Below are 6,321 nucleotides of genomic sequence, written 5' to 3' on the forward strand. Positions count from 1 at the left end.
CCGCCGCCGTGCTGCACCGCGCCGGCTATGATGTCGTCGGCGTGACGCTGCAGCTGTATGATCATGGCGCCGCGATCCAGAAGAAGGGCGCCTGTTGCGCCGGCCAGGATATCTATGACGCCAAGCGCGTCGCCGAGGAATGCGGCTTTCCCCATTACGTGCTCGATTATGAGAGCCGCTTCCGCGAAGCGGTGATCGAGGAATTTGCCGATACCTATCTCGCCGGCTTCACCCCGATCCCCTGCGTGCGCTGCAACCAGACCGTCAAATTCGCCGACCTCCTGACGACGGCGCGCGAGCTCGGTGCCGTCTGCATGGCGACGGGGCATTATATCCAGCGCGTCGCCGGGCCCAATGGCGCGCAATTGCGTCGCGCGGCGGATGCCGGCAAGGACCAGTCCTATTTCCTGTTCGCGACGACGCCGGAACAGCTCGACTTCCTGCGCTTCCCGCTCGGCCATCTCGACAAGGACCAGACACGCCGGCTCGCCGAGGCTTTCGGCCTGATCGTCGCCGACAAGCCCGACAGCCAGGACATCTGCTTCGTACCCCAGGGCCGCTATGTCGATATCGTCGAGAAGGTGCGCCCCGGCGTCTCGCGTCCCGGCGAGATCGTCCATGTCGATGGCACAGTGCTGGGCACACATGAAGGCGTGATCAACTACACCGTCGGCCAGCGCCGCGGCCTCAAGATCGCGATCGGCGATCCGCTCTATGTCGTCAAGCTCGACGCCGCCACGGCGCAGGTTGTGGTCGGCCCGCGCGAGGCGCTCGCCGTTGACCGCATCACGCTGAAGGATATCAACTGGCTCGGCGATGACGCCCTGGCAGACGGCGTCCCCGTGCGCGTCAAGGTCCGCTCGACCCGCCCGCCCGTCGATGCCGCCTTCTCGGTCGATGGCGACGAAATCGCTGTCGTCCTGCCCGGCGGCGAAGAAGGCGTCGCGCCCGGCCAGGCCTGCGTCTTCTATTCGGCCGAAGATGATGGCCGTGTGCTGGGCGGCGGCTGGATCGCGAAGACGAGCGCGAGCGCGGAGCGGAGCGGCGGGTATCGGCTGATCGGGTGACGCTGGTGATTGCGCAACCTGAGTCATTTCCAGTGCTGCTGTGCGAAATTCCGGCTCAGCTTTTGGCCAAGCCATTCGCGGAGCTCTGCAATTTGTGCTATCGGGTCCGAGTTCCGCCCTGGCGGGGCAGCCTGTCAATCTGACCGAGTTTTCCCCGCGATGGACAAGCTTTCCGTCATGCACGCCTTCCGCCGCATCGTCGAGCGCGGCAGTTTCGCCCGCGCGGCGGAGGATCTCGGCGTTTCGCCGGCGCTGCTGAGCCGGGAGGTCAAGCTGCTTGAGGAAAGCCTCGGCAGTGTCTTGCTGACGCGCACGACCCGTTCCATGTCGCTGACCGATGCCGGCCGGCTCTATTATGACGAGACGATCGGCATTCTCGACGCTGTGACCAAGGTCGAGACCCGTATTCGCGATGGCGCCGGCGCGGTGCGGGGGCATCTCAAGGTCAACGCCTCCAATTCATTCGGACAGACGGTGATCGCGCCCTTCCTGCCGGCATTCCTCGACGCCTGTCCTGATCTTCGGCTCACGCTCTCACTCGATGACCGGGTGGTTGATATGGTCGAGGGCGGATTTGATGTCTCGATCCGGATCCGGGCCGTCATGCCAGACTCGGCGCTGGTGGCGCGCAAGATCGGCACGGTGCGGCAAAGGATTTTCGCGGCGCCGGCCTATCTGGAACGGTCCGGAATTCCCGAGACACCGCAGGACATTCCGCAGCACGCGGTGATCGGTTTCCTGTTCGCTGACCATCTCACCGCCTGGACGCTGAATGGCCCGTCGGGCACCAGCGCCATCGAACTTGATCCGCGGATCCGGGTCGGCAACAGCCTGGTGCTGCGCGATCTTCTGATCGCGGGGCAGGGCATCGGCACCCTGCCGGACTTCCTGTCGAAAGAGCCCGAGGCGCGCGGCGAGCTTGTCCGCGTACTCCCGGACTGGGAGCTGCCCGCGCCGGAGATCTTCGCGGTGACGTCCTCGCGGCTTGGAATGGATGCCAGGGTCACGGCGTTTCTCGAGCATCTGCGCGCGGCGCTGCATCCCTGAGATTATTCAACCAGCGTAAAGAATGAAGTCAGAGCGGGCCGGTTATTGCCGATCCGCTGCCGCTGCATCCTCCCGGGCATGTCAAACCTGCCAGGGAGATCCCGATGCAGACCCCATCCCTCTTGCCCCTTGTTCTGGGCCTTGCCCTGTCGCTTCCCGCCGCCATCGCGGAAACTCCGGCCACTGTCGGCACCAGCCCCTGGGGGCCGGACGATGAGCTCGGCGCCCTCAATCTGATGACGGACACATCGCGCGCCACCATCCTGTCCCGCATCAGCGGGGGCGCAGTCTTCGACCTGTCGGTGGAGTATTTCATCGGCATGCCCGGATGGCATGCTGCCGGCGATCCCCGATACCAGATCTGGATGACCCACACGCCGCGCGGAACGGTGAATGACGACCCGTTGCAGGTGGGCGCGGCGGCCAATGGCCATGTCAGCTACACCGGCTCGGCCGTCTCGATGTACACCCACACCGGAACCCATATCGACGCGCTGAACCATTTCGGTCTCGATGGCGAGATCTACAATCATTTCAGCGCCGACGCGTATCTCGGCGATGCGGGCTGGCACGTGACCGGTGCTGAAACCATCCCGCCAATGGTGGCGCGGGGCGTGATGATTGATGTCGCCGCCTTCAAAGGTGCCGACATGTTGCCCGCCGGCTACCGCGTGACCCGCGCAGATCTCGAGGGTGCCCTGGCGCGCCAGGGTGTCGAGCTGCAGGCCGGTGATGTCGTGCTGATCCGTACCGGGCGCATGGCGCTCTATGAAGACGCCCGCCAGTACATGGACAACCCGCCGGGCCTCGGGCTCGAGGCCGCCCGGTTTCTCGCTGAAGAGTCGCGCGCCATGGTCGTCGGGGCCGACAATCTGAGCTTCGAGGCATTCCCGTCCGAGATTGAGGGCAATTACGTGCCCGTTCACACCTATCTGCTGGCGCAGATGGGCGTTCCGATCATCGAACTCGTCAACCTCGAAGGCCTCGCCCAGGCGGGTCTCTACGAATTCGCCTTTATCGCAGGCTCGCTCAAGCTGCGCGGCGCCGATGCCGCGCCGCTGCGGCCCATCGCACTTCCGATCGACTGATCCCCGAAACAAAAAGGTTCACTCCGATGACCCGGATTCTTGTTCTCTATTATTCCAGCTATGGCCATGTGCGTACCCTTGCGCAGGCCGAGGTTGATGGCGCCCGCAGTGTGCCGGGCACCCATGTCGACTTGCGCCGTGTGCCCGAAACGGTGCCCGAGGAGATCCGGCGCAAGGCCGGCTTCATCGCCGACGACACGCTGCTCGCTACGCCTGCCGATCTCGAAACCTATGACGGTATCATTTTCGGCACCCCGACCATGTTCGGCATGATGGCGGGCCAGATGAAGTCCTTCCTCGACCAGACCGGCGGCCTCTGGGCGCGCAACGCCCTGGTCGGCAAGGTCGCGGCGGTCTTCGCCTCGACCGGCTCGCAGCACGGCGGTCACGAGGCGACCTTGCTGTCGACACAGATCCCGCTGCAGCATTTCGGCATGCTGATCGCGGGCATGCCCTACACTTTCGCCGGCCAGACCTCGGAGGAGGCGATTATCGGAGGCGCGCCCTATGGTGCCGGCACCATCGCCGGTGCCGACGGATCACGCGCGCCATCGCGGACCGATCTCGCCGGCGCGCGCTTCCAGGGCGCGCATGTGGCCCGGATCGCTGCACGGCTCGCCGGTGCCAATCTGAAGGAGGATGCGGCGTGACGGCGTCCCTCACGCTCGATTTCTTCCACGATGTGGTCTGCTGCTGGTGCTTCAACATCTCGTCGCGGATGCGCAGCCTTGCGGTCGAGTTCGAGCTCGACATCCGGCACCGCACCTTCGTCCTGCAGGCGAGCCGGGCCGAGATAGCGGTGCGCTGGGGCAGGCCGGCCAAGGCGCGAGAGACCATTCTCGGTCACTGGTCGGCCTGCCGCCAGGCCAGCGACCGGCCAGAGCTTGTCGATATCGAAGCGATGCGGGCCGCACCTTTCGACTATCCCCACGGGATGACCGCCGCGCTGGCGTGCAAGGCGGCCGAACAGCTCGGCGGGCAGAGCGCGCATTGGGACATGTTCGACCGGCTCCAGCTGGCCCACCTCGCCGAGGCCCGCAATATCGCGGACCCCGAAACCGTGCTCCAGCTTGCCCGCGATAGCGGTCACGACGCCGCTACCTTCGCCCGGAGCTTCGGTGATCCGGCGACCGCCCGCGCGGTTGAGGCCGACCGGGCGCTTGCCCGCTCACTGCAGGTCCGCTCCGTTCCGACACTCATCGTCCGCGATACAGGCGCACGCCTGGCCAACGGACCACGCGAGGACCTGGCCGCGCAGCTGCTTCAGGCACTCGGCTGAACCCCTGACCCGGAGATTTGCCCATGTCCCGCACCACCGACATTCTCTTGACAGCCCTCGCCCCTGCGACCTGGGGCAGCAGTTATCTCGTGACGACCGAGCTTTTGCCCGCAGGCTATCCGGTGACCGTGGCAGCGCTGCGCGCCTTGCCGGCGGGGCTGTTGCTGCTCGCCCTGACGCGCAGCCTGCCGCCGCGCGCCTGGCTCGGCCGTGTCTTTCTGCTCGGCAGTTTCAATTTCGCGCTGTTCTGGGTGCTGCTGTTTGTGGCCGCCTACCGGCTGCCCGGCGGGGTCGCCGCAACATTGGGCACGCTGCAGGCGATGATGGTCATCGTCATGGCACGCGGCTGGCTGGGCACGCCGGTGAGGGCTGGGGCGGTCCTCGCGGCGGCAGGCGGCATACTTGGCGTGGCCTTGCTGCTCATCGGCCCCGATGCGGCGCTCGATCCCGTCGGTGTCGCAGCGGGCCTGGGCGGCGCCGCCTCGATGGCGGCCGGCACTGTGCTCAGCCGCAAATGGCAGCCGCAAGTCTCGGCGCTCAGATTCACCGCCTGGCAATTGACAGCCGGGGGCCTGGTCCTGCTGCCGCTGGCCCTGATCCTCGAGCCGCCATTGCCGACGCTCACACTCCCCAATATCGCCGGCCTTGCCTGGCTTGGCCTGATCGGTGCGGCTGCGACCTATGCGATCTGGTTTCGCGGCATCGCCCGGCTTGACCCTGCCGCGGTCTCCATGCTCGGAATGATGAGCCCGGTGATGGCGGTGATCCTGGGCTGGGTTGTGCTGGGACAATCCCTGTCCTGGTTGCAGTTAATCGGCGCTGTCATCGTGCTGGGCTCGGTCTGGGCGGGCCAGCGCTCGAACCGCCCGGTTACAGCTCGCCCTGCCGCGCCGCCGGTACGGGCGGCCTGATACGGGATCAAGAAAGGAAAACCGGATGGCCAAACTCACGCTGACCCCTGATCTCGCGCGCCGGGCCCGTCTGGCCGGCCTGCTTTACCTCGTTATCATCATCGCCGGCCTCGGCGCCGAGCTCGGGCTTCGCGGCCCCTTGATCGATCTTGCCGATGCCGGCGGCACTGCGGCCGCCATCCTCGCGGCACCGGGCCAGTTCCGGCTGGCGATTGCGGCCGACATTGTCATGGCGCTCAGCGATGCGGCGCTGGCGATCCTGCTCTATCTGGTCTTCCGCGCCGTAGCACCGGGGCTGGCGCTCTCGGCGATGGTGTTCCGTCTGATCCAGACCGTGCTGATTGCTGCCAATCTCATGGCACTGCAGGCGGCCTGGCTGATCCTGTCCGGTGGGGAGGGGCTGGCCGATGCGCCCGCACTGGCGCTGGTCTTCCTTGACCTGCATGGCCATGGCTATGATCTCGGGTTGGTCTTCTTCGGCGTGAACAGCGTGATGATGGGCGTGCTGGTCTGGCGCTCGGGTGTGTTCGGCAAGCTGTTTGGCCTGGGGCTGGCGACGGCCGGTCTGGTCTATCTTGCCGGCAGCGGGCTGCGCTTTTTCGCGCCTGAATGGTCGGCGGACTTCGCCCCGGCCTATGGCGTGACGATCCTGGCCGAGACCGCCTTCTGCCTGCGGCTTCTCGTGCAGCGATCACCGGCCCGGGAGCCGGTCTGACGCGGCGCCGACCACATCGGCCCGACGCCATATTCCCTGCCGGGTGCAAATGTGAAGAGCCCGGCAGGCGTGCCAAGCACAGTGGTGAAAATCGTCAAAACAGCGAGCAAGTACAGGGTTTGGCGCCTGTCGTGCCAGGCTGGCCGCAGTCACAGCGATTATATTGCATCTGCGAAAAGACTTGACGCGGTGCCGCATGTTTTCATCATGCGCG

7 protein-coding genes are annotated in these 6,321 nt (G+C 66.0%); all 7 read left to right on the top strand.

Annotation, left to right across the window (positions count from 1 at the left end):
* Positions 1–1,067 (top strand): tRNA 2-thiouridine(34) synthase MnmA (gene mnmA, locus AAC023_RS12990; protein ID WP_339741622.1); only part of this gene is annotated, 1,067 nt, incomplete at its 5' end.
* A gap of 159 nt (positions 1,068–1,226) precedes the next feature.
* The gene (locus AAC023_RS12995; RefSeq protein ID WP_339741623.1) at positions 1,227–2,114 is read left to right on the top strand and encodes a LysR family transcriptional regulator; all 888 of its coding nucleotides are present in this window, start codon (positions 1,227–1,229) and stop codon (positions 2,112–2,114) included.
* Between the two features lie 104 nt (positions 2,115–2,218).
* Positions 2,219–3,202 carry a cyclase family protein gene (locus AAC023_RS13000; protein ID WP_339741624.1) on the top strand — a complete coding sequence of 328 codons (984 nt, stop codon included), beginning with the start codon at positions 2,219–2,221 and terminating at the stop codon, positions 3,200–3,202.
* 26 nt (positions 3,203–3,228) lie between these two features.
* A complete protein-coding gene (gene wrbA / locus AAC023_RS13005) occupies positions 3,229–3,852 on the top strand; it encodes an NAD(P)H:quinone oxidoreductase (RefSeq protein ID WP_339741625.1) in 624 nt (207 codons plus the stop codon).
* Positions 3,849–4,481, top strand: a complete 633-nt coding sequence (locus tag AAC023_RS13010) for a DsbA family protein (RefSeq protein ID WP_339741626.1) — start codon at positions 3,849–3,851, stop codon at positions 4,479–4,481. Before wrbA ends, AAC023_RS13010 begins: the two co-directional genes overlap by 4 nt.
* A gap of 23 nt (positions 4,482–4,504) precedes the next feature.
* A complete protein-coding gene (locus AAC023_RS13015) occupies positions 4,505–5,392 on the top strand; it encodes an EamA family transporter (protein WP_339741627.1) in 888 nt (295 codons plus the stop codon).
* 25 nt (positions 5,393–5,417) lie between these two features.
* Positions 5,418–6,107, top strand: a complete 690-nt coding sequence (locus AAC023_RS13020) for a DUF4386 domain-containing protein (RefSeq protein ID WP_339741628.1) — start codon at positions 5,418–5,420, stop codon at positions 6,105–6,107.
* The last annotated feature ends 214 nt before the right edge of the window (positions 6,108–6,321 follow it).

This window comes from uncultured Maricaulis sp., from assembly GCF_963976135.1.
Lineage (GTDB): Bacteria > Pseudomonadota > Alphaproteobacteria > Caulobacterales > Maricaulaceae > Maricaulis.